The organism is Viridibacillus sp. KH_047, from assembly GCF_057838945.1.
In genome coordinates this window covers 3,323,592-3,343,622 of record NZ_CM174479.1, presented here as the reverse complement: position 1 = coordinate 3,343,622, position 20,031 = coordinate 3,323,592, and the positions used below count along the sequence as shown (strand labels likewise).

Below are 20,031 nucleotides of genomic sequence, written 5' to 3'. Positions count from 1 at the left end.
AGTGTACTTACTATAAGCTAATATACATGTTTAAATAGAAATTCCGTAAAGTGAATTTATGAGTGAATATACTAGCGTAGTTACTAATAATGACCGTCTAGTCATAAAACTTTTCAAAGTCGAGTAAAGTGTTTGGAAGAAGAATTAATTCTGATTATCACAAATAATAAAAAGAGATAGACGTACATTGATACGACTATCTCTTTTGAGTTTATGAAAGATGTGCTATATATTGTTTTATTAATAAGGCTAGCCATTGTAAGTTATCATGTTGTTTAAGGTTCGTCATCATTCCATTTAATAAAGCTGGACGAGGATTTGTAAGTTTTAGTTCTGCTTCTATTAAAGATAATGTGTCTTCAATGATAGGGTGTCCTTTATAAGTTTCTTGCCAACGATTTACTTCTTCTTGTACTTCGCATGCAGTCACAGAATACGCTTGCATGGAATGTGGTTTTGAGTTCCATAATTGTTCAGTAAGGAATGTGCTTTTTGCATGCTCTACAAGGATATCTACTTTTTCAATAAGAGTAGAACTTAATTGAACGAAATCATATGGTTGTCTATGGAAAAGGATAAATTCTGAATATCCATGCATGATTCCTTTTAAAGAAATGAGAATGTCATATTGGAAGGGAGCAATACGCTTTCCATATACTTCTGTTAATAATGCAAGAGTAGTTTTATCACTAAGATCTTTATAATAATTTAATCTTTGAAGAATTTGTTCATTAATTGGATGCATTTGTTCCTTCATAAACATAGATATTAATGGTAATTTTTCTTCAAATAGTTGAAAATGTAAAAGAAAGTAGTTATTGAACTTTTCTTTTGGAGGCATGTCACTTTCTAATAAATCATTATATTGACCAATAATTTCTCGTAAAAAATGTTCGAATATAGCAATGAATAACTCATCTTTTGATTTGAAAGATAAATAAAAGGCTCCTTTAGAAATACCGCATGCATCTGTTATATCTTGAATAGAGGTCGATGCTATACTATTTTGCGCAAATAATTCTACTGCCTTTTCAATAATTAATTGTTGCTTAGATATAATAACGCACTCCTTATTCGTAGTATTGTATTTGACAACTGACTAATCAGTCATTATTATATAGAATAGTGACCAAATAGTCAAAAAAGGCGGTGCAAAGGTGCATTCTACAATTAAATTTATGCTAAAAAACAAGCTAGCGGTATGGTTATTAACAATTATCGTAGCCGTGGCGGGGGTTTATGCAGGCTTGAAAATGAAGCTTGAATCAATTCCTGATATTTCAATTCCAATAGTTACAGTAACAACAGTTTATCCTGGTGCTACACCAGAGCAAGTAACTGATGATATTTCAATTCCCTTTGAGAAGGCAGTTAATAATTTAAAATCAGTAAAATCTGTTTACTCAAATTCATATCAAAACGCCTCAAGTCTTCAAATTGAATTTAAATATGGTACAGATATGAAAGAAGCAGTTGACAATGTAAAGGAAGCAATTGAAAAAGTTGATCTTCCTGAAACTGCGCAAGTACCAACCATTGATCGAGTTAACATTAACGCCTTCCCAGTAGTAGCGTTAAGTGTTTCTGATAAGGAAGAAACACTCGATCAGTTAACAAAAACAGTAGAAGATTACTTCGTTCCTAAAATGGAAGCAATCGACGGTGTTGCTTCAGTATCAGTAACTGGGCAACAAGTTGAAAAAGTTCAATTAACATATGACCAAAAGAAATTAGCACAATATGGTCTAGATGAAGCGAAGGTTAAGCAATACATTCAAGCAATGGATATTAAAGTTCCACTTGGTATGTTCCAATTTAAGGATGCGGAACAATCGGTCGTAGTTGACGGTAAATTAACAACTTTAAAAGAGTTGAAAAACTTAGATATTCCTGTTCAATCTCAAGCAGGAGCTGGATTAACTCAGCAACAACCACCAGCTGAACCGTTTGTGAAATTAGGAAACCTCGCTAAAATCAAACTAATAGGTGACGTAGAATCTGTTTCTCGTACAAATGGTGAGTCGGCAATTGCGATTCAAGTAGTAAAATCGCAAGAAGCTAATACGGTTGAGGTTGTAAATGATGTAAAAGAAGCTTCAAAACAATTTGAAAAAGATAATAAAGGCATGAAAATTGATATCACGATGGACCAAGGTGAACCTATTGAGAAGTCTGTATCAACAATGTTAAATAAAGCATTATTCGGTGCTATTTTTGCCGTTATTATTATCATGCTATTTTTACGTAATATTCGTTCAACAATCATATCGATTATATCAATTCCATTATCACTATTAATCTCTGTATTAATTTTGAAACAAATGGATATTACATTAAATATGATGACGCTTGCTGCAATGACGGTCGCGATTGGTCGTGTAATTGATGACTCTATTGTAGTAGTTGAAAATATTTATAGAAGAATATATTTAGAAGGTGAGAAATTACATGGTCGTACTTTAATTCGTGAAGCAACGATTGAAATGTTCAAGCCAATTCTATCTTCAACACTAGTTACAGTAGCTGTATTCTTACCGCTAGCATTAGTAGGAGGAATGGTTGGCGAATTGTTTATGCCGTTTGCTTTAACAATGGCATTTGCTCTAGGGGCATCGTTAATCGTCGCTATTACTGTTGTTCCAGTATTAGCTCATTCTCTATTTAAAAAAGAGTTATATGGTAAAAAACAAACGAAAAAAGAAGAACATGGCAAGTTATCACAAAGCTATAAGAAATTACTTAGTTGGGTACTTGACCATAAACTAGTAACTTCAATTGGTACAATTGTTATTTTAGTAGCAAGTCTATTCTTGGCTCCGTTTGTAGGATTTAGTTTCATGCCAGAAGATGAACAGAAAATGATCTACTTAACGTATACTCCAGAACCAGGAGAAACACGTGACAGCGTTATTAAAGACGTTGAAGAAGTAGAGAAGATGGTAATGGACAAAAAAGATGTTCAAACAGTTCAAGTATCGATCGGTGGAGCTAATCCTATGATGCCGGGTGCTTCGAATGGTGCTTTAATGTACATCATTTATGATCCAGATACAAAAGATTTTGGTAAAGTAAAAACTAAATTAGTAGAAGAAATCGTTGCAGTTAACCAAACAGGAACTTGGAAAAACCAAGATTTCTCTATGTCTGGTTCAAGTAGTGAGTTAAATTATTCAGTTTATGGAAATACGATGGAAGACATCAAACCAGTTGTCAAAAACATCGAAAAAATCATGAACAAACGCGATGATTTAAAAGATGTAAAAGCATCAATTTCCGAAGCTTATGATGAACATACATTAGTAATTGACCAAGATAAAGTGAAAAAACTAGGTTTAACTACAGGACAAATTGCTATGGCGATTAATCCGAACGTCCAATCAGAAGTATTAACTTCAATTGATAAGGATGGCAAAAAAATCGAAGTTTATGTTCATAAAGAAACAGCATCACCTGATAATTTTGATGATGTATTGAAACAAAAATTAAAATCACCACTTGGTATGGAAGTTAAACTTTCCGAAGTAGTAGATGTCAAAGAGGGTACAACTTTATCTCAAATTAATCGTAGTAAAGGAAAACTTTATGCGAGTGTAACAGCAACAGTCACTTCTAAAGACATTACAAAAGCGTCTAGTGCTGTACAAAAAGACATTGATAAACTGGATTTACCAAACAATGTTGAAGTGAATAGTGGCGGTGTAGCAGAAGATATGGCTGAAGCATTCACTCAATTAGGTTTAGCAATGTTAGCAGCTATTGCGATTGTTTACTTCATCCTTGTAGTTACTTTTGGTGAAGGTTTAGCACCATTGTCAATCCTGTTCTCACTACCATTTACCGTAATTGGTGCTTTAGTAGCGCTATGGATAACTGGCGAAACAATTAGTGTATCTTCAATGATTGGTCTTTTAATGTTAATAGGTATAGTAGTGACAAATGCGATCGTATTAATCGACCGAGTAATTCATATGGAACATGAAGGCATGACAATGCGTGAAGCGATTTTAGAAGCCGGTGCAACACGTCTTCGTCCAATCTTAATGACTGCACTAGCAACAGTTGGCGCTTTAATTCCATTAGCAATTGGTGCAGAAGGAAGCGGCTTGATTTCAAAAGGCTTAGGTGTAACAGTAATCGGTGGTTTAATCAGTTCTACTGTTTTAACATTAATCATCGTGCCACTTGTTTATGAACTATTGTCTAAAATGTTGAAGAAGAATCGTGCAGCTGAAAACTTTGACGATTAATTTTAATTAATGAAAATAGGAAAGAAGCTATCTATCATTACTTAGTTAATGAAGGGTAGCTTCTTTTTTTTTCCAGTTAGATTCATAGACATCTAGAGAAGATAGGCGTACAATATTTCGTATTACTTCATAAACACGGCATGTGTTAAAAGGAGAGTTTCGAAATGCAATCTAAAGTAGGTAATTATAAGTTAGTCAAACACAAAACAAGCAATTATAAGATAGTTATTAAAGAGTCAGAAGCAAAAGTGGAAGTAAAAGAGCAAGAAGTCAATGAAGCAGCGGTAAATGAGTTGGAAATAACAGAACCAGAAGTGAAAGAATCTGAAATAAGTGAAATTGCAGAACAAAAAATAGAAGTGGAAAATTTAACAACAACACAAGTGGTTTCAACGAAATTGATGCAGAAAAACTCAATGAAAATTAAATTTATTAAACAAAAATCAATTAAATGGATGCGAATAATTTTACAAATGGTAGTACTATACATGATCTCATTTGTTGGTACGACTATCGTGAATTTGTTAGGTGTAAATTTTCCTGGTAGTATTGTAGGTTTACTCATTTTACTAGCTCTGTTACTTAGTAATATAATGCCAGTGTCATTGATTGAAGAAGGAGCAGGATTTATGTTAGCAATTTTACCGTTGTTTTTCGTTCCGGCAACTGTAGGTGTTATAAATTATCCTGAATTATTATCCTTGCATGGTATATTGCTATTACTCACAGTTATTGCTAGTACGATTTGCACAATTATTATTTCAGGTAGAATTTGTAAAATTTTAGAGAAGAAAGAAAAGGTAGAAACTAAAGAAATGAAGGAGGTCGTAAAATGAAAGCTGTAGCCATTATTCTTATAACTATTTTTATTTTTTATCTAATGTCAAAATTATATGCTCGTTTTTCGACTCCGTTTTTGTTACCAATTTTAACAACGACAATAATCGGTGTTTTTATTTTAGCATTAGGTAATATTCCTTATGAAACATATATGACTGGTGGTAAATGGATTGATGTAATGCTAGGGCCTGCAGTTGTGAGTTTAGCATATCCATTGTATACACAAAGGCATATGATTAAAACATATAAATTATCTATAATTTCGGGTGTTATTGTAGCTATGATTTCGGGTCTTATTAGTGTCTTTGCCTTGGCAAAGTTAATGCGTTTTGATGATGAAATGGTGAGATCGTTACTGCCGAAATCGATTACAACACCAGTTGCAATGCAAGTAAGTGGTTCATTGGGTGGGATTCCGTCTATGACTGCTGTATTTGTTATGGTGGCAGGATTTACTGGTGCCATTTTAGGGCCGTTTATATTCCGTATTTGTAAAATTGATACTGCGGTGAGCAGAGGAATTTCGATGGGAGGAGGAGCTCATGGATTCGGTGTTTCCAAACTTACTGAATATGGAGAAAAAACCTTATCCATGGGTTCTGTTGCTATGACGTTAAGTGCTGTTATTGGTGCATTTATTTGTCCATTATTTGCTATGCTCATATTCTAAGGACGGCATGTGGAAATTTTTTTTGAATTTTCACATGCTTATTTTATTTCTTGGGAAATAAAAAATGAAAAAAGGGTTTCCTTCATATTTGGCGAACCAGTTTATTATAGGAAAACAAAGGGGAGTTATAACAGATGAAATGGAAAACAAGAGTGACAGAATTATTAGGTATAGAGTATCCGATTATTCAAGGTGGACTTGCTTATTTAGCATATGCAGATTTAGCTGCAGCTGTGTCGAATGCCGGAGGATTAGGGCAAATTACAGCTATGAGCTTAGAAAGCCCAGAAGCATTACGTAAAGAAATTCAAAAAGTACGCCACTTAACAGATCGACCTTTTGGTGTTAATTATGCTATTGGACAACATGATCGCTCATTTGAGCACATGTTAGCGGTAGCAATTGAGGAAAAAGTACCGGTTGTATCAATGACAGGTGGAAATCCTGCGCCTATTTTCAAGCAATTAGAAGGGACAGATATTAAGAAATTGGTATTAGTTGCTGCACGTAGACAAGCGCAAAAAGCTGAAGAATTAGGTGCAGATGCCGTTATGGTTGTAGGACAAGAAGGTGGTGGCCATCTAGGTCGGGATGATATCGGAACAATGGTACTAGTACCTCAAGTTGTAGATGCTGTTTCTATACCCGTGATTGCATCAGGAGGTATAGGTGATGGACGTGGTTGGATGGCAGCACTTGCGTTAGGTGCAGAGGGAATTGAGATGGGGACGCGTTTTATCGCGACGAAAGAATGTGTGGATGCTTCTGCTATGTATAAAAACACTTTAATTCATAGTACGGAAGCAGATACTACTGTTATAAAACGATCTCTTGGTGCACCAGCACGCGCAATTAGAAATAGTTGGACGGATCAAATTCATGATATTGAAAAAGTAACTCCAACATATGAAGCTTTAAAAAATTATATAAGTGGTCAAGCAAACAAAAAATTTATATATGAAGGTAAGGAACATGAAGGGTTTGGTTGGGCTGGACAAGTAACAGGTTTAATCCAAGATGAACCGACTGTAGAGGAACTTATACAGCGAATGGTTGCGCAGGCAACTGAAATACGCTTAAAATGGGGAGAACAATAAAAAGGCTATACTAGCCTGAATCAAAAGGTAGGTAAGATTATGGAATACTCTTATCCGTTTTCAACGGACTGGTCTACAGAAGAAATTGTAGATGTAATTGCGTTCTTCCAAGCAATAGAAAAAGCATATGAAACAGGTGTTCAACGCGAAGATCTAATGTCGAAATATAGACGATTCAAAGAAATCGTGCCAGCGATGGCTGAAGAAAAAACCATTTTCCGCGAATTTGAAGAAGTTAGTGGCTATGTGAGTTATTCAATTATTAAGCAAATGAAAGATGCTCCAGCTGGTTCAAAAATTAAAGGTGAATCAAGAAAAAAAAAGTAAAAGAACAGGCTTATGCCTGTTCTTTTACTTTTTGTTGACCATAGTATTATAAATAGGGAGTAGTGCATCGAACGTTTCTTCAGTTAATTTCTCAAATTCCTCTGCAGTTAATTGGATCGCATCTTCTTTTGGAAGTTGTAGACCAACTATAAATTCTCCTTTTTTTACATCACGTAAACGTTCAAGTAAACCGACTAGCTGACCATCATTCAAAGCATCTTTGATATTAATGCCTTCTGGTGAAAAATGATCTCCTGATACATAAAAATTTTTTGGTAGCTTTTTAAATAAATTCTGTTTTTTTAGCAAACGATCAGCAATTTCAATTTTACTTGGTGCTTCATAAATAACGCAAAGAATTATGAATAGATGAGTACCAAATAAGCCAAGCTGAAAGTGAGGAATTGATTTATAGCCGCGTTTGTACGGAGCAAATGCGACCCAGCTATCTTTTGGGGGATTTACTTTACGACGTGCATGTTTTGCTACATGTGGATAAAATTCATCTGCAGTTTTTGCGGAGAAATATGTAGAAAATGTCGTACCTAATTCTTCAAATTTAGGTCTTACGGTATGGATAAGTGCTTCCATTCGAGGTTCTAAACCTTCGATGGAGAAAACGTCGAAATCCTTTTGTGTCCATTTTGTTTTTGGCATAATAATTTAACTCCTTTTGAAAGTTTATGTTTATTTTATTAGAAATTTGGGAAAAAATCTTGTAGAAGGACTTATCATTTTTCACATCATGCATATAATGTAGTAAGACACTTTAAGTCCTAGCTTGCACAAACAAAATAAAAAGGAGCTGGTTAGTATGAAACAAGTAGTACACATTATTCGCAAAGTTGATTATGAAAAGCAATATGTGAAGGGTCTGCAATTAGAAATGGATTATGAACTAGCAACATTATTTGATGCTCTGCAAGATGAGGATGTAAAACAAATTGAATTAAGCAAAATTCGCCTTTCTGAACTTCATTTGGAATTGGAGGCATTTCATGCTTTTGCCTAAAGAGAGAATCAAAATTCGCCGGTGAACATCTGCTAATCAAATGAGGAGCAGATGTTTTTTTTGCTATAATAGAGATAGGCAAAAAACATTAACTTGTACTTATAGAAATGATGTTTTTTTTGCTTCGAAAGGTGGGGCTATGGTGGAGATTACAGTAATACATGAATTTACGGTTAAAATTATTCATGAAGCAGGCGAACGAATTCGTCAATCACTTTCTGAAAAGTTAGAAATCGAGACAAAGGCTAATGCGAATGATCTTGTAACGAATATTGATCGTGAAACAGAATTGTTTTTTATTGAACAAATTCATTCTTATGATCCTGCATTTAAAATTCTCGGTGAGGAAGGGATGGGGGAACCCCTTGAATCATTGGATGGTGTCGTGTGGATAATTGATCCGATTGACGGGACGATGAATTTCATACGACAGCATCGTAATTTTGCGATTTCAATTGGCATTTATGTCGATGGCATTGGAAAACTAGGGTACATATACGATGTAATGCGTAATGATTTGTATTATGCTGTCGAAGGACAAGGAGCATATATGAATGATCGTCAGTTAGAGCGGCTGCAACCTTTACCGTTACATGAAGCGATTATTGGGATAAACGCTACTTGGGTTACACCAAATCGCTATATCGAACACAATAAGATGATTGACCTTGTTCATCATGTTAGAGGGACAAGATCATATGGCTCTGCTACTTTAGAGATTGCTGCAGTAGTATGTGGACGAATGGATGCTTATATGTCCATGAGATTATCACCTTGGGATATTGCTGGTGGTGCAGTGATTGCCAATGAAGTCGGTGCGATTGTGTCAAACTTAGGAAATGAAGCGATTAATTTGGAAGAACAAGATACATTTATTATTGCAAATCCTAAAATTCATAAGACAATCATTGAACAATACGTTCATTTGAAATAGAATATAGATATAAATAAAAAGAATGGACTCGCAAATTGCCAGTTCATTCTTTTTATTTGAGAAGAGTTACAGCAAACCTTTATCGCGGAATTGACGTTTAGTTTTGAAGCCATAGCCCATAATGGCACAAACCAATAAAATAGCACCAAAGATACCAATTACGCTTTTAAAGGCAACTGCAATTCCTATTGAACACATAGCTAGCACTGCAGCTAACGCAAAAAAAGCCATAACGACTTTAGCATTTTTCATTTTAAATCCTCCAGTTGATGAATTTGTTTGACTTATAAGTGATTTTAACTTAATGTCGAACTAATAATTATACTGTGAAATAATAAAAAAATTTGAAATACTAGTTGTTAAGAAAAGACAAAAAACATCTCTTGTGTTATAATAACACAGTTATGGACTCGAAAATAGAATGTGGAGTGGAATAATGACAAATTTACGTCAAGACATTAGAAATATTGCAATTATAGCTCACGTTGACCATGGTAAAACGACATTGGTTGACCAATTATTACAACAATCAGGTACTTTTCGTTCAAACGAAAATGTCGCAGAAAGAGCAATGGACTCAAACGACATCGAACGTGAACGTGGTATTACAATTTTAGCGAAGAATACAGCAGTAAACTACGAAGGTACTCGTATCAATATCCTAGATACACCAGGACATGCCGATTTCGGTGGAGAAGTTGAACGTATCCTGAAAATGGTTGACGGTGTACTTTTAGTTGTAGATGCATATGAAGGTTGTATGCCTCAAACTCGTTTTGTATTGAAAAAAGCATTAGAACAAAAATTAACACCAATCGTAGTAGTAAACAAAGTAGATAAAGATTCAGCGCGTCCTACAGAAGTAGTGGATGAAGTAATCGATTTATTAATCGAATTAGGTGCTGATGAAGATCAATTAGAATTCCCAGTTGTATTTGCTTCTGGTGTAAATGGTACTGCATCACTTGATTCAGACCCAGCTAAACAAGAAGAAAATATGAAATGCTTATTTGAAGAAATTATTAGTCACATTCCAGCACCAGCTGATACTCGTGATGAACCTTTACAATTCCAAGTAGCATTACTTGATTATAATGACTATGTTGGCCGTATTGGTATCGGTCGTGTATTCCGCGGTAAAATCCATGTTGGACAACAAGTTGCACTTATGAAACTTGATGGCACTGTGAAAAATTTCCGTGTAACTAAAATCTTTGGTTTCTTCGGATTAAAACGTGAAGAAGTTGAAGAAGCATACTCAGGTGATTTAATTGCTGTTTCAGGTATGGAAGACATTAACGTAGGTGAAACTGTTTGTCCAACTGAACACCAAGAAGCTTTAACACCTTTACGTATCGATGAACCAACATTACAAATGACTTTCTTAGTAAATAACTCACCTTTTGCAGGTCGCGAAGGTAAATGGGTAACATCACGTAAAATTGAGGAACGTTTACGCGCTCAATTACAAACAGATGTAAGTTTACGTGTAGAAGATACTAATTCTCCAGATGCTTGGACTGTTTCGGGTCGTGGTGAACTTCACTTATCGATTCTGATCGAAAACATGCGTCGTGAAGGTTATGAATTACAAGTATCTAAACCAAAAGTTATCGTTAAAGAAATTGATGGCGTAAAATGTGAACCATTTGAACGTGTACAAATCGATGTACCTGAAGATACTGTAGGTTCAATTATTGAATCATTAGGTTTACGTAAAGGTGAAATGTTAGATATGGTGAACAATGGTAGTGGCCAAGTTCGTTTAATCTTCATGGTACCTGCTCGTGGATTAATTGGTTATACAACTGAATTTATGTCTTTAACAAAAGGTTTCGGTATTATCAACCATACATTCGATAGCTATCAACCATTACTAACAGGTAAAATTGGTGGACGTCGTCAAGGTGTACTAGTTTCTATGGAAACAGGTAAATCAACTACTTATGGTATGATGCAAATTGAAGACCGTGGTACACTATTTGTTGAACCAGGTACTGATATTTATGAAGGTATGATTGTTGGTGAAAATACACGTGATGCAGACATTACTGTTAATATCATCAAAATGAAACAAAAAACAAACATCCGTTCAGCTAACAAAGACCAAACGAATGTTATTAAAAAACCTCGTATTTTAACTCTTGAAGAAGCATTAGAATACTTGGCTGAAGATGAATACTGTGAAGTAACACCAGAATCTATTCGCCTTCGTAAACAAATTCTAAATAAAAACGAACGCGAAAAAGCAGCTAAGAAATCACGTAGCGCTGAGTAATCAATCGCTAAACGAAAGGAAGGAAAGTCTTGGATATTAAATCCGGTTTTTTAAGTGAACTGAATTTTATTCAACTTGCCGCACCTGATGTATCAAATAATGATGCATTTGTATTTGATAAAATGTATCCGGTAGCCAAGTATGTTTATCAAACTGCATCTGATTTTAGTGTTGCTAGTAATATTTTGTTAGTAGTTATTTTTGCATTATCGATTGTTGTTTACAATCTAGGGTTTGCGAAAAAACTTAAGTTTTGGCAAAATATCGTTATTTATTTCTTCTTGTTTGTTGGCTGTATCTTTTTGACATTCTTTGCAACTTATTTACCTGTAGTAGAAGGGTTATTGATTATCGCACTTGTGCTAATCATGTATAAAATTGGTCTGCGTAGAGATAAAAAAGCACAAACAGCATAATAATGGTCTAGTAAATCACATAAAAAAGAGCAATTGAGGACAAGCTAGTAGCTGAATCTCAATTGCTCTTTTTATATTTTATTTAACCTATATTACATAGAATAACTAGAATTCATCTTCGACAAGCGAGTGTTTTTTTCTAAAGATAAATCGACCAGTTGCTATACGGGCATTTGTTCTTTCTGAAATACGAACATGACATATAGGACACATATACGTATGGATAGGGCGATTTCGTAATTTTTTTGCTTCTGGTGAATAATCGGGTAATTCATTAATAGAATCGCAAATGACACACTTAACTCGCATCGTTTAAGTCCCTCCTATTCTACTCGAATCGCTACAAGACCTTTAATTGGGTTATCTACATTTGAACCGTCACCGTTGAGTACATAAACAGGACCGTTATCAGTCAGCATTTTACCGTCTTGGCTATATTTTAAGATAAGGGCCTCAGCATCTTCTATGGAGAAGTTATATTCAGAGCCATCTCGGCATTCTAGAATAACTGTAGTTGCGCCATCTTTAATTTCTGCATTTTTAAGGAATGGTTTTAATATGATACCAAATGTGCCAGTCATCATATGTTTTTTCTCAAATTTCCGTTCGGATTTTAAAGTTGGTGGAAATGTGGCGCCCTCCATAATTTCACGTGACCAGTGTTTACCTGCTTTTTCCATATACTCTTCGTCAGCGTTTACAAATACTCGTTCTTCAGTAAAATATGTGTCTAGATCTAATTTACGATCATCAAAAATCCAAACGGTTGGATCTAATGTGATAGCAAAATTCACGGCACCCTTAATTTGAATGATAGATTCCATGTTGATTCCTCCTTGAATAGTACATTCCATATCTCAGTATACAGCTAATTTATGTAGTTAATAAAGAAATAAAATTGGTTATACGGTTTACATAGTTATATACTTGCAATTTTACTGCGCAAAAGATAAACTTTATTAAGATAGAATAGAAGAAATATCAGGTAATGGGGGCGTCCTCATGGATACTAAATCGCAAAGTTCATATCAGGAGAAGGCATTGGAACTCCTTATTGCTGACGCAGATAAAATTGCTAAGCTTATTAGAGTACAGATGGAGCATTTAACAATGCCACAATGCCCACTATACGAAGAAGTTTTAGATACACAAATGTTTGGCTTATCACGCGAAATTGATTTTGCAGTTAAGTTAGGCTTGCTTGAACGTGAAAAGGGAAGAGAGATTCTTGATTCACTTGAAAAAGAATTATCTGTGTTGCATGATGCATTTACAGAGAAATAAGTAAAAAACTCAAACACGCAGTTGTTTGGGTTTTTTTGCTACAAGATGAGTAAAAGAGGTATTCGCATGAAAACATACTTAAAAAGATATGCAAGGAATTTCGATTATCCACTGTTTTTTACATATTTATTACTTTGTCTTTTTGGACTTGTTATGATTTATAGCGCAAGTATGGTGTGGGCAGTGAATCAATTAGGATATAGCGCTGACTTTTTTTATAAAAAGCAAATTATGAACTTGTGTATTGGTGCTGTTGCTTTTGTAGTTGGGGCTTTTATTCCATACAAAATTTATAAAGAAAATAAAGTGATTATAGCGATGTTGAGTGTCATGTTCGTTTCGCTCTTATCAGTTTACTTTTTTGGCTTTAGTCCAGGAGACTCTGGAGCAAAAAGTTGGATTAATCTAGGTTTTGCAAATATACAGCCATCTGAGTTTGTGAAGATTATTATCATATTGTATTTTTCTGCAGTCTTTACGAAGAAATATGAAAAAGGAAAAATCGATAATATAAATGAATCTATCATTCCACCTATTTTCGTTTTATTTGCAGCGGGATTTATGGTCTTTCTTGAACCGGATTTAGGGGGTCTGATGATTATATTCTTTATCGCTATTTCAGTTATTGCAGCGAGCGGAATTAAAATTAAAACCTTTGGTAAAATTCTAGGTGTTTTAAGTGTTTGTATGACAATTGCGTTAATTGGTATTTTCTTTATAAAAGATAGTTTTTTTACTGAGAAAAGAATGGGACGAATTAACGCTTTCTTTAATCCTTTTGAGGACGAGCAGGTTTTCGGGTATCAAATTGTGAACGGTTATTTAGCAATTGGTGCTGGAGGCATTAAAGGGCTAGGTTTAGGTCAATCTGTACAAAAAATGGGTTATTTACCAGAACCACAAACAGATTTTATTTTAGCGATTATTTCAGAAGAATTGGGCACATTAGGGGTCGCAATTGTGTTAGGTGGTTTAGGCTTTATTGTAATCCGAGCATTGCTTATTGCCTTACGCACAAAGGATCCAATGGCAAGAATGATAGCAGCTGGTATTGCTAGTATGATAGGGTTCCAAACGTTCATAAATGTCGGTGGATTAACAGGGATTATACCATTAACTGGTGTACCGCTTCCCTTTATTAGTTATGGCGGAACTTCGATAATTTTGTTATCTTTAGCTATGGGGATTCTCATAAATGTCTCCATGTTTGTTAAAAGGGAAAGGAATAAAGTCTAGGGGGTAAGGGAAATGGCAATTAAAAAAATTCTAGTAGCAAACCGTGGTGAAATTGCGATTCGCGTGTTTCGGGCGTGTACGGAGCTTAATATTACAACAGTAGCAATCTATTCGAGAGAGGATAGTGGCTCGTATCACCGTTACAAAGCTGATGAAGCGTACCTTGTTGGGGATGGTAAGAAGCCTATAGATGCATATTTAGATATAGAAGGAATTTTAGCAATAGCAAAAGATGCAGGAGTGGACGCAATCCACCCCGGTTATGGTTTTTTATCTGAAAACTTAGATTTTGCAAAACGTTGTGAAGAAGAAGGCGTTATTTTCATCGGTCCAACTTCTAATCATTTAGATATGTTTGGTGACAAAGTAAAAGCTCGTGAACAAGCTGTCGTAGCTAATATTCCAGTAATTCCTGGAACAGATGGACCTGTTGCATCTATTGATGAGGTGTTAGCGTTTGGTGAGCAGTATGGATTCCCGTTAATGATAAAAGCTGCACTTGGTGGTGGAGGACGCGGTATGCGCGTTGTACACTCTGCTGCTGATGCTTTAGAAGCTTATGATAGAGCCAAGTCAGAAGCAAAAGCTGCATTTGGATCTGATGATGTGTATGTAGAGAAATTTGTAGACAAGCCAAAGCACATTGAAGTACAAATTTTAGGAGACAAAGAAGGTAATATTGTTCATTTATATGAACGTGATTGTTCTATTCAACGTCGTCATCAAAAGGTTGTTGAAATTGCACCTTCGAACTCAATAACTCCTGAATTACGTGAAGAAATTTGCCAGGCTGCAATAAAATTAATGAAAAATGTGTCCTACATAAATGCAGGGACTGTAGAATTTTTAGTAGCGGGTAACCAATTTTATTTCATCGAAGTAAATCCTCGTATCCAAGTTGAGCATACGATTACAGAGATGGTTACTGGGATTGATATTGTACATGCACAAATTAAAATTGCAGAAGGTTTATCTTTACATAGTGAAGAAATTGGCATCCCTGAGCAATCACAAATCCCACTTTTCGGATTTGCTATTCAATCGCGTGTGACGACTGAAGATCCATTAAATAATTTCATGCCTGACACTGGTAAATTGATGGTTTATCGTTCAAGTGGAGGTTTTGGAGTACGCTTAGATGCTGGTAACGGCTTCCAAGGCGCAGTTATTTCGCCATATTATGATTCATTACTTGTTAAAGTTTCAACTTGGGGAATGACATTTAAAGAAGCAGCAGCTAAGATGGATCGAAATCTACAAGAATTCCGTATTCGTGGTATTAAAACGAATATTCCGTTTTTAGAAAATGTTGTTCGTCATCAGAATTTTATAGATGGTAAGTTTGATACAAGTTTCATCGATACAACGCAAGAACTATTTTTATTCTCTCCACGTAAAGACCGTGGTACAAAACTATTAAGTTATATCGGTAATGTTACGGTTAATGGTTTCCCTGGAATTGAATATCAACAGAAGCCAATTTTCTCGAAACCTCATAAACCAGATATTAAAATTGTACAATCAATTCCAGCTGGTACGAAGCAAATCTTAGATGAACGTGGTCCTGAAGGTCTTGTACAATGGATTAAAGAGCAAGATGATGTATTGTTAACAGATACGACTATGCGTGATGCACACCAATCATTGTTGGCGACTCGTGTACGCTCACGTGATATGTTCAATATTGCAGATGAAACAGCACAAATAATGAATAATTTCTTCTCACTAGAGATGTGGGGTGGTGCAACCTTTGACGTTGCATATCGTTTCTTAAAAGAGGACCCATGGGATCGTTTAATTAAACTACGTGAAAAAATGCCAAACGTGTTATTCCAAATGCTACTGCGTGGTGCGAACGCAGTAGGTTATAAAAACTATTCAGATAATATTATTAGAGAGTTTATCTCAAAATCTTCAGATGCAGGAATTGATGTGTTCCGTATTTTCGACAGTTTGAACTGGATTAAAGGTATGGAAGTAGCCATTGATGCAACAAGACAGTCGGGTAAGATTGCAGAAGCAGCTATTTGCTACACAGGAGACATCCTAGATGACTCTAGAGCAAAATATACAGTACAATACTATAAAGATATGGCGAAAGAATTAGAGGCTGCTGGGGCCCATATTTTAGCTATTAAAGACATGGCAGGCTTATTAAAGCCAGAAGCAGCTTATCGTTTAATTTCTGAATTAAAGGCATCGACAGATTTACCAATTCATTTGCATACACATGATACAAGTGGCAATGGTATTTATCTGTATGCTAAAGCAATTGAAGCAGGCGTAGACATTATTGATACAGCGCTAGGCTCAATGGCAGGTCTAACATCGCAACCAAGTGCTAATTCACTTTACTATGCGATGAAAGGTAGCAAACGACAAGTAAGAGCAGACATTGACGGTCTAGAAAAACTATCTTATTACTGGGAAGATATTCGAAAATACTACAGTGACTTTGAAAGTGGCATGAATAGCCCGCATTCTGAAATATATGTTCATGAAATGCCGGGAGGTCAATATAGTAACTTACAGCAGCAAGCTAAAGGCGTCGGTCTTGGCGACCGTTGGGAAGAAGTGAAAAGCATGTATTCCCGCGTAAACTTGTTATTTGGAGATGTTGTTAAAGTAACACCTTCTTCAAAAGTAGTAGGTGATATGGCTTTATTCATGGTTCAAAATGATTTAGATGAAGAATCAGTCATTGAACGTGGTAAAACAATTGATTTCCCAGATTCAGTAATTGAATTCTTCCAAGGTTATTTAGGACAGCCATATGGTGGATTCCCAGAAGAATTACAAAAAGTTATTTTAAAAGACCGTGAAGCGATTACTGTAAGACCGGGAGAATTATTAGAGCCAATAGATTTAAAAGAACTTCACGATGAATTATTTAAAAAATATAATCGTCAAATTACAAGTCATGAAGTACTTGCGACTGCTTTATATCCAAAAGTCTTCGAAGATTACATGAAGACAGTAGATATGTTTGGAGATGTATCAGTATTAGATACGCCAACATTCTTATATGGTTTAAGACTGGGTGAAGAGATTGAAGTTGAGATAGAAAAAGGTAAAACACTTATCATTAAGCTAGTATCCATTGGGGAAGCTCAATTTGATGGTACACGTGTCCTTTACTTTGAGTTAAACGGTCAACCTCGTGAAATTATTATTCAAGATATGACAGTTGAGGTAGATGGAGATCGTAAAGCGAAAGCAGACCCTGCAAATCCAGATCAAATTGGCGCAACAATGCCAGGTACAGTATTGAAGGTAGCTATCTCAAAAGGTAGCTCCGTAAAACGCGGTGAGCATTTGCTGATTACAGAAGCTATGAAAATGGAAACGACTGTTCAAGCACCTAAGGACGGCATTATAAAAGAAATTTATGTAGCTGCTGGAGATGCAATTTCAACAGGTGATTTACTAATCGAAATGGAATAACTAGCAAAAAACACGCCTTTGCATTTGCAAAGGCGTGTTTTATATTGTTTAGTTAAAATATTTAGTTACTTTTTTGATTTTGTCGACTTCTAGATAATAATAGAATCATATAGCATAATAAACCAAATAAAAGTGTGATTAATAGTGAATGTAGTAATGCTAATACGATATTTAAGCGAGAAAGTACTACAGCCATACCCGCTAACACTTGAAGAGAAACTATTATTAGTGCGATAATCCAGCCCCAATAGAGGACACGTTGTTCTTTATAATGTTTAATAGCATGAATTGCAATGAATAAAATCCATACAAAGATTAATCCAGCTGCAAAGCGATGACCCATTTGAACCCACTCATAGAAATTAGTAGGTAATCCAATATCGTTGTTATTACATAATGGCCAATCTGGACAAATTAAGCTCGCATTTGTATGACGTACTAAGGCACCTGTATATACTACGAGATAAGAATAGATTGTAACACCTATTGTATGTCTCTTTAGCTTATTACCAATAATGACCTTGTCCGCATCAAATTTTTGGTCAACTTCGAAAATAATTAATGTGAGTAAGAGTACTGCTGCAAATGAAATAAGTGATATACCAAAATGAAGAGCTAGTATAAAATCGCCTTGTCCCCATAGAACTTGAGCAGCACCGATTAAAGCTTGTGCAATCAAGAAGAATAATGCCATGAAAGATAAGAATTTCACTTCACGAATATGTCCTAATACTTTCCAAGCCCAAACTGTTAAAATCAAAATAAGAAATGACACGGCTCCAGTAACGACACGATGGGAAAATTCGATCAACACTTCTGTAGTTATTTCTTTTGGTATTAGAGAACCGTTACAATCAGGCCAGTTTCTACCACAGCCCATACCACTATCAGTTTTTGTGACGAGTGCTCCGCCCAGTAAAATGAGCAACATTCCAATTGTTGCAGCAACAGCAAACCATTTCATGTATTTACTATATTGCATAATTGCCACCTACTTTATATATAGTAATCACCTTTTAAAGGTGGTACCTGCCTTTCTGATGATAGCGAAAATAGGACCAAAAAACAACTTGTATAGAATATTGTCATTCTAAAGAGAAAACGATTTCACAAATTGTTCATAATTTCGTACAAGAACCTTCACAATTAAAACAAGAAAATGATTTACTATAGATATGGAAACTGGTTCCATCAACCCTTCGACATGAAATTTCACTTTCTGTCTAGAAATCAACGCTATTTTTCGTTATAGTAGGGTTAACGGAATATGCTTACCAATCGAAAGGAGGGGGAATATGTCAAATGGTCGTATATTGTCTGCTAATGGAAACTCGGAACCTGAAACAAGTTCACTAGTAAAAGATTTTTTAGCACTTATCAAAATTGGCATTGTTAATTCCAATTTAGTTACTACTTTTACAGGACTTTGGTTGGCCTTTCAATTCACTAATAAACATTTTTTACAAGAATTGAATATCATGTTCTTTACTTTAGTAGGTGCGGCATTCATTATTGCAGGATCTGGGGCGATGAATAATTACATTGATCAAGATATAGATCCAATAATGAAACGGACAAAGTCAAGACCGACAGTTACGGGTAGATTTAAACCGAGCCTTGTATTGACAATCGCTCTCTCTCTTTTAATTGTAGGTGAATTTTTGTTATTTATGGCATCTTTTGCTGCCGGTGTGTGGGGACTTGCAGGCATACTATGTTACGTAGTCTTGTACTCCATGTGGTCAAAGAGAAGGCATGTAAGTAATACCGTTGTAGGAAGTATCTCAGGAGCTATTCCACCACTGATCGGATGGGCTGCTGTTGAACCATCACTTGGTTCTGGTGCATTGGCACTATTTTTGATAATGTTTGTATGGCAACCACCGCATTTTTATGCACTTGCTATGAAACGTACTGAAGAATACAGAGCAGCCAATATTCCTATGCTTCCAGTTGTTAAAGGCTTTGCAAGAACTAAACGTTCAATGTTAGTATGGGTATTATTGTTATTCCCTCTACCATTTCTGCTTATGAAGCTCGGAATAGGATTTATTATTCTCGCAACAGTATTGAACCTTGGTTGGTTCGCACTTGCTTTAACGGGTTTTAAAGCGACAGATGATATAAAATGGGCGAATAAGATGTTTATTTATTCATTAAATTATATGACTATTTTATTTGTTTCAATGATAATTTTCTCTGTCTTTGCCTAACTTTGGGATTCTTTCTTAAAAGGAATTCATATA

Annotated in this window: 19 protein-coding genes and 1 pseudogene; 13 read left to right on the top strand and 7 right to left on the bottom strand. The window is 35.3% G+C overall.

Annotated features, from left to right (window positions below; translation table 11 throughout):
* Positions 1-211: 211 nt before the first annotated feature.
* Together AC3IS5_RS16525 and AC3IS5_RS16520 are read right to left on the bottom strand one after the other, a co-directional pair.
* A complete protein-coding gene (locus AC3IS5_RS16525; protein WP_489425366.1) occupies positions 212-745 on the bottom strand; it encodes a hypothetical protein in 534 nt (177 codons plus the stop codon).
* Between the two features lie 165 nt (positions 746-910).
* A pseudogene (locus AC3IS5_RS16520) lies at positions 911-1,036 on the bottom strand (TetR/AcrR family transcriptional regulator); the annotation flags it as partial.
* A 121-nt stretch (positions 1,037-1,157) separates the two neighbouring features.
* On the opposite strand from AC3IS5_RS16520, the gene AC3IS5_RS16515 reads away from it, so the two are divergent.
* The 5 genes from AC3IS5_RS16515 to AC3IS5_RS16495 all read left to right on the top strand — a co-directional run bounded on the left by AC3IS5_RS16515 (position 1,158) and on the right by AC3IS5_RS16495 (position 7,181).
* Positions 1,158-4,247, top strand: a complete 3,090-nt coding sequence (locus AC3IS5_RS16515) for an efflux RND transporter permease subunit (RefSeq protein ID WP_489425365.1) — start codon at positions 1,158-1,160, stop codon at positions 4,245-4,247.
* A 164-nt stretch (positions 4,248-4,411) separates the two neighbouring features.
* Positions 4,412-5,083 (top strand): CidA/LrgA family protein, encoded by a 672-nt coding sequence (locus tag AC3IS5_RS16510; protein ID WP_489425364.1) that lies wholly within the window; start codon positions 4,412-4,414, stop codon positions 5,081-5,083.
* Positions 5,080-5,757: an LrgB family protein gene (locus tag AC3IS5_RS16505; RefSeq protein ID WP_489425363.1), complete on the top strand. Its 678-nt coding sequence runs from the start codon at positions 5,080-5,082 to the stop codon at positions 5,755-5,757. The genes AC3IS5_RS16510 and AC3IS5_RS16505 overlap by 4 nt, the downstream gene beginning before the upstream one ends.
* 134 nt (positions 5,758-5,891) lie before the next feature.
* Complete coding sequence (locus AC3IS5_RS16500) at positions 5,892-6,854, top strand: NAD(P)H-dependent flavin oxidoreductase (protein ID WP_489425362.1); 963 nt, start codon at positions 5,892-5,894, stop codon at positions 6,852-6,854.
* Between the two features lie 39 nt (positions 6,855-6,893).
* Positions 6,894-7,181 carry a UPF0223 family protein gene (locus AC3IS5_RS16495; protein WP_489425361.1) on the top strand — a complete coding sequence of 96 codons (288 nt, stop codon included), beginning with the start codon at positions 6,894-6,896 and terminating at the stop codon, positions 7,179-7,181.
* 24 nt (positions 7,182-7,205) lie between these two features.
* Here the strand turns inward: AC3IS5_RS16495 and AC3IS5_RS16490 are convergent, their stop codons facing one another.
* The gene (locus AC3IS5_RS16490) at positions 7,206-7,838 is read right to left on the bottom strand and encodes a YktB family protein (protein ID WP_489425360.1); all 633 of its coding nucleotides are present in this window, start codon (positions 7,836-7,838) and stop codon (positions 7,206-7,208) included.
* 157 nt (positions 7,839-7,995) lie between these two features.
* Between AC3IS5_RS16490 and AC3IS5_RS16485 the strand changes: the two genes are divergently transcribed.
* Both AC3IS5_RS16485 and AC3IS5_RS16480 read left to right on the top strand, forming a co-directional pair.
* Positions 7,996-8,193, top strand: coding sequence for a hypothetical protein (locus AC3IS5_RS16485; protein WP_038183657.1), 198 nt, complete (start codon positions 7,996-7,998; stop codon positions 8,191-8,193).
* 142 nt (positions 8,194-8,335) lie between these two features.
* Positions 8,336-9,127, top strand: a complete 792-nt coding sequence (locus tag AC3IS5_RS16480) for an inositol monophosphatase family protein (RefSeq protein WP_489427922.1) — start codon at positions 8,336-8,338, stop codon at positions 9,125-9,127.
* Between the two features lie 66 nt (positions 9,128-9,193).
* On the opposite strand, the gene AC3IS5_RS16475 is transcribed toward AC3IS5_RS16480, so the two are convergent.
* Complete coding sequence (locus AC3IS5_RS16475; protein ID WP_038183663.1) at positions 9,194-9,379, bottom strand: DUF5325 family protein; 186 nt, start codon at positions 9,377-9,379, stop codon at positions 9,194-9,196.
* Between the two features lie 184 nt (positions 9,380-9,563).
* Between AC3IS5_RS16475 and typA the strand changes: the two genes are divergently transcribed.
* Together typA and AC3IS5_RS16465 are read left to right on the top strand one after the other, a co-directional pair.
* Entirely contained in the window at positions 9,564-11,405 is a 1,842-nt protein-coding gene (gene typA / locus AC3IS5_RS16470) for a translational GTPase TypA (RefSeq protein ID WP_489425359.1), read from the top strand.
* Between the two features lie 29 nt (positions 11,406-11,434).
* Positions 11,435-11,821 (top strand): YlaH-like family protein, encoded by a 387-nt coding sequence (locus AC3IS5_RS16465; protein WP_489425358.1) that lies wholly within the window; start codon positions 11,435-11,437, stop codon positions 11,819-11,821.
* Between the two features lie 105 nt (positions 11,822-11,926).
* Here AC3IS5_RS16465 and AC3IS5_RS16460 read toward each other — a convergent pair whose 3' ends face one another.
* Together AC3IS5_RS16460 and AC3IS5_RS16455 are read right to left on the bottom strand one after the other, a co-directional pair.
* On the bottom strand, positions 11,927-12,130 hold the full coding sequence (locus AC3IS5_RS16460; RefSeq protein ID WP_489425357.1) for a YlaI family protein: 204 nt from the start codon (positions 12,128-12,130) through the stop codon (positions 11,927-11,929).
* A 14-nt stretch (positions 12,131-12,144) separates the two neighbouring features.
* The gene (locus tag AC3IS5_RS16455) at positions 12,145-12,645 is read right to left on the bottom strand and encodes a peptidyl-prolyl cis-trans isomerase (RefSeq protein WP_489425356.1); all 501 of its coding nucleotides are present in this window, start codon (positions 12,643-12,645) and stop codon (positions 12,145-12,147) included.
* 178 nt (positions 12,646-12,823) lie between these two features.
* Between AC3IS5_RS16455 and AC3IS5_RS16450 the strand changes: the two genes are divergently transcribed.
* The 3 genes from AC3IS5_RS16450 (at position 12,824) to pyc (ending at position 17,785) form a co-directional block, all read left to right on the top strand.
* Positions 12,824-13,105, top strand: coding sequence for an Fpa/YlaN family protein (locus tag AC3IS5_RS16450; protein ID WP_038183678.1), 282 nt, complete (start codon positions 12,824-12,826; stop codon positions 13,103-13,105).
* Between the two features lie 66 nt (positions 13,106-13,171).
* Positions 13,172-14,341 carry an FtsW/RodA/SpoVE family cell cycle protein gene (locus AC3IS5_RS16445; RefSeq protein WP_489425355.1) on the top strand — a complete coding sequence of 390 codons (1,170 nt, stop codon included), beginning with the start codon at positions 13,172-13,174 and terminating at the stop codon, positions 14,339-14,341.
* A 12-nt stretch (positions 14,342-14,353) separates the two neighbouring features.
* Positions 14,354-17,785, top strand: coding sequence for a pyruvate carboxylase (gene pyc / locus AC3IS5_RS16440; protein ID WP_489425354.1), 3,432 nt, complete (start codon positions 14,354-14,356; stop codon positions 17,783-17,785).
* A 61-nt stretch (positions 17,786-17,846) separates the two neighbouring features.
* On the opposite strand, the gene AC3IS5_RS16435 is transcribed toward pyc, so the two are convergent.
* The gene (locus tag AC3IS5_RS16435; RefSeq protein WP_489425353.1) at positions 17,847-18,767 is read right to left on the bottom strand and encodes a COX15/CtaA family protein; all 921 of its coding nucleotides are present in this window, start codon (positions 18,765-18,767) and stop codon (positions 17,847-17,849) included.
* A 313-nt stretch (positions 18,768-19,080) separates the two neighbouring features.
* Here AC3IS5_RS16435 and cyoE point away from each other — a divergent pair, with 313 nt between their 5' ends.
* Positions 19,081-19,998 (top strand): heme o synthase, encoded by a 918-nt coding sequence (cyoE, locus tag AC3IS5_RS16430; RefSeq protein WP_489425352.1) that lies wholly within the window; start codon positions 19,081-19,083, stop codon positions 19,996-19,998.
* Positions 19,999-20,031: the final 33 nt, after the last annotated feature.

What these genes read in the sequence shown, in the direction of transcription:
- AC3IS5_RS16460 (WP_489425357.1), bottom strand. Translation starts at nt 12,130, where the DNA reads ATGCGAGTTAAGTGTGTCATTTGCGATTCTATTAATGAATTACCCGAT.
- AC3IS5_RS16450 (WP_038183678.1), top strand. Translation starts at nt 12,824, where the DNA reads ATGGATACTAAATCGCAAAGTTCATATCAGGAGAAGGCATTGGAACTC.
- AC3IS5_RS16500 (WP_489425362.1), top strand. Translation starts at nt 5,892, where the DNA reads ATGAAATGGAAAACAAGAGTGACAGAATTATTAGGTATAGAGTATCCG.
- AC3IS5_RS16435 (WP_489425353.1), bottom strand. Translation starts at nt 18,767, where the DNA reads ATGCAATATAGTAAATACATGAAATGGTTTGCTGTTGCTGCAACAATT.
- AC3IS5_RS16475 (WP_038183663.1), bottom strand. Translation starts at nt 9,379, where the DNA reads ATGAAAAATGCTAAAGTCGTTATGGCTTTTTTTGCGTTAGCTGCAGTG.
- AC3IS5_RS16525 (WP_489425366.1), bottom strand. Translation starts at nt 745, where the DNA reads ATGCATCCAATTAATGAACAAATTCTTCAAAGATTAAATTATTATAAA.
- pyc (WP_489425354.1), top strand. Translation starts at nt 14,354, where the DNA reads ATGGCAATTAAAAAAATTCTAGTAGCAAACCGTGGTGAAATTGCGATT.
- AC3IS5_RS16455 (WP_489425356.1), bottom strand. Translation starts at nt 12,645, where the DNA reads ATGGAATCTATCATTCAAATTAAGGGTGCCGTGAATTTTGCTATCACA.
- AC3IS5_RS16485 (WP_038183657.1), top strand. Translation starts at nt 7,996, where the DNA reads ATGAAACAAGTAGTACACATTATTCGCAAAGTTGATTATGAAAAGCAA.
- AC3IS5_RS16445 (WP_489425355.1), top strand. Translation starts at nt 13,172, where the DNA reads ATGAAAACATACTTAAAAAGATATGCAAGGAATTTCGATTATCCACTG.
- AC3IS5_RS16490 (WP_489425360.1), bottom strand. Translation starts at nt 7,838, where the DNA reads ATGCCAAAAACAAAATGGACACAAAAGGATTTCGACGTTTTCTCCATC.
- AC3IS5_RS16505 (WP_489425363.1), top strand. Translation starts at nt 5,080, where the DNA reads ATGAAAGCTGTAGCCATTATTCTTATAACTATTTTTATTTTTTATCTA.
- AC3IS5_RS16495 (WP_489425361.1), top strand. Translation starts at nt 6,894, where the DNA reads ATGGAATACTCTTATCCGTTTTCAACGGACTGGTCTACAGAAGAAATT.
- typA (WP_489425359.1), top strand. Translation starts at nt 9,564, where the DNA reads ATGACAAATTTACGTCAAGACATTAGAAATATTGCAATTATAGCTCAC.
- AC3IS5_RS16510 (WP_489425364.1), top strand. Translation starts at nt 4,412, where the DNA reads ATGCAATCTAAAGTAGGTAATTATAAGTTAGTCAAACACAAAACAAGC.
- cyoE (WP_489425352.1), top strand. Translation starts at nt 19,081, where the DNA reads ATGTCAAATGGTCGTATATTGTCTGCTAATGGAAACTCGGAACCTGAA.